Below are 2,632 nucleotides of genomic sequence, written 5' to 3'. Positions count from 1 at the left end.
ATAAGGGCCGAATTATAGCCCTGCAGCATAATATTAAATAGCGCTTTGCGACAGGATTACAATGATCGTACTTTAAATTTATATGGCGGCTTTAATCGCATTGGTTGTATAATGCGCGACCTAAATTTATCAGAGTATTAGTACTAATGAATCGCCGTAAAAAAATCGTCACTAAATTTCAGAAAAAAGATAAACGTGCTAATGCTAAATTACACAAAAGTAATAAACCAGCGTATATATCTAAAGCCGAGCGCGAAAAACGAGCTTTAGAAGCTGAGCAATCTACCTGTGCCGCCGATGAGCAAAGTACGACTACTGATTAATAATTAGCATTAAGCCACAACACAATGGTGGCTTAACTGTTCAATAATTATTATATGTGCCTAAAAAGCATAACTTGCACTGATATTAAATGAGCGCCCCTGCCCCGCTAGTTGGGTAAAGCCCGCGCTGTTATTTTGTTTTAGTGCAGCAATGCTTACTCCCCCTAATGGCAACTCGTAAAACTCATCAAATAAATTAGTTACCTCAGCACTTAGCGTTAATGCATTAAAGGTGGCTTTAGAGGACAAGTTCACTAAATGATAGCTGCTTGTTTGGTTTTCTAGGCGGTTAACATCAACGCGTGATTTTGTATCTACCCACTCCCAAGACAGCGTATTTTCAAATACCCCTATTTGCTGGCTTAATGTTAACTCTGTATGTAATGGCTTAATTTGATATAGCGGTTGGTTTGTGTCGTCGCGCTTGCCACGGGTACTTGTAACGTTTGCTTTTAACAGCCATTCGCCAAACTGCTTTGATTGATAAAGCGACTTACTTATATCAAGCTTTGCACCATAAAGTGTGGCGTCAACATTAGTGAACTGTAAAATATTACGCGTTGTGTTTGCTAAGCCATAACTATTAAAATTACGAACAATATTTGCGTCAATGTAGTTGTTTACATCGGTGTACCACACATTAGCACTTACACGCCACGCATCATCTTTAGCTGTTTTTGAATACGTTGCACTAATGGTATGGGCGGTTTCTACATCGAGCTCTGGGTTGCCAATATAGCCATTAGCATCGCCGTACCAGCCAATCATAGTACTTGCCATATTACTTACCCCCCAGCTGTAGCGCTCATATAAATTAGGTGCGCGATTTTTGCGAGCAAGGCCTAATTGCAGCTCGTCATATAGCGTAAATTGGTAATTTGCGAGTACATTTACATCAACAGTGGTGTCGGTTTTGTCTCTATCGGCATTATTAAAGTCATTTGCAGCTAGCGCATTATTGGCAATGGTCATTGTGCTCATACTGCCCATATTCATCATACTCATGCCATCGTTATAGGCCTGCACTTCATCAACTTGCGTATTAACACGCTCAACCCTCACTCCCGTATTTAACCATAGCTTTTTATTAATTTGGCTTTCATATTCTGCAAATAGGGCAATGCGTTCACGCTTACCATCATTAATATTTACATAGTCATTTGGCCTCATCATGATTGAACCTTCAATCGCCGGCCACCAATCATCAATGCGGTAGTTATAATATTCCTGCCCGAGCAGTAATGAGCTATTTTTATCAAGTGTAAGACGCCATTTGAGCTGGGTGCTTATGTCTTTTGCATCTGTTTTCATAGGCATCATGCCGGTTTTTTCTTTACTAAAAAAACCCATTTCATGCTTTACGCTATGCCAATTAATCTGCCCTTGCAGCTCGCTGCTTTCAAAGCTGCGTTTATATTGAGCAATAGCACCGTAGCTGGTGTTATCAGTCATATCCATGTACTGATTAGCAAAACCCTGATACGGTATTTTTTGATGTGTAAGTTTTATCACAAATTGTTGTTTATCATCACGAATCGCCCCTGTTAGGCTGTGATTTTGCGCCCGATATAGCGTATCAAGTACTAAATCGCCATTACCATCTTCATAACTATCTGCATCACTAAACGAGCCTTGGTAATTAAGGCTCAAAGTATCGCTTGCTAAACGAGATCCCACACCTAGCTTTCGGCCGTTATCAACACTACTGAACTTAGCCGATATATAACCTGAATGCCATGCTAAATCACTACTTTCACTATATTGTGGTGAAATTGAATTTACGCTTATTACACCGGCAATATTATCGCCACCAGCACTCACTGGTGAAATACCTGCAACAACCTTATAAGCCGTTACTTGATTGGCTGAAATATAAGAAAGCGGCGGATTCATCTGATTAGCACAGGCTGCGGTTACATCTGCACCATCAACCAGTACTTTTACTCTATCGCCCATTAAACCATTTAAAATAGGTAAGTTAGACACTCCGCCCGCAGCCGAAAAATCAACACCTAAACTACTAAGTAATGATTCTGAAGTACCAAGTGATACATGTTTATTTTGTGCATGCCCGTGCACTTCAATAATTTCTAAAGTGTAATCGTCAGCAATCACTGTAGGCGATAAAAAGCCGCTAACTAATAACGCTAAAGGAGAAAGTAAAAAAGTAGGTTGTATATGTTTAATATGAGCCATTATATAATTTATGCCACTGTTATATATGGCATAAATTATATAATGGAGTGATATATTTATAGCGCGACATAATGTCGCACTTTGAATTAAAAATGAGACTTCCCCTCTTTAAT

General features: G+C 39.4%; 2 protein-coding genes. One reads left to right on the top strand and one right to left on the bottom strand.

Annotation, left to right across the window (positions count from 1 at the left end; translation table 11 throughout):
- Positions 1-146 precede the first annotated feature (146 nt).
- The gene (locus AABI99_RS17990; RefSeq protein ID WP_338367490.1) at positions 147-323 is read left to right on the top strand and encodes a DUF2986 domain-containing protein; all 177 of its coding nucleotides are present in this window, start codon (positions 147-149) and stop codon (positions 321-323) included.
- A gap of 60 nt (positions 324-383) precedes the next feature.
- On the opposite strand, the gene AABI99_RS17985 is transcribed toward AABI99_RS17990, so the two are convergent.
- Complete coding sequence (locus tag AABI99_RS17985) at positions 384-2,519, bottom strand: TonB-dependent receptor (RefSeq protein WP_338367489.1); 2,136 nt, start codon at positions 2,517-2,519, stop codon at positions 384-386.
- Between the last annotated feature and the right edge of the window lie 113 nt (positions 2,520-2,632).

This window comes from uncultured Pseudoalteromonas sp., assembly GCF_963922945.1.
Classification (GTDB): domain Bacteria; phylum Pseudomonadota; class Gammaproteobacteria; order Enterobacterales; family Alteromonadaceae; genus Pseudoalteromonas.
Note: the sequence above shows the minus strand (reverse complement) of the source record. Positions and strands in the feature narration are given on the sequence as shown.

Excerpts from the sequence above, each read along its gene's own strand:
- AABI99_RS17990 (WP_338367490.1), top strand. The coding sequence starts at position 147 with ATGAATCGCCGTAAAAAAATCGTCACTAAATTTCAGAAAAAAGATAAA.
- AABI99_RS17985 (WP_338367489.1), bottom strand. The coding sequence starts at position 2,519 with ATGGCTCATATTAAACATATACAACCTACTTTTTTACTTTCTCCTTTA.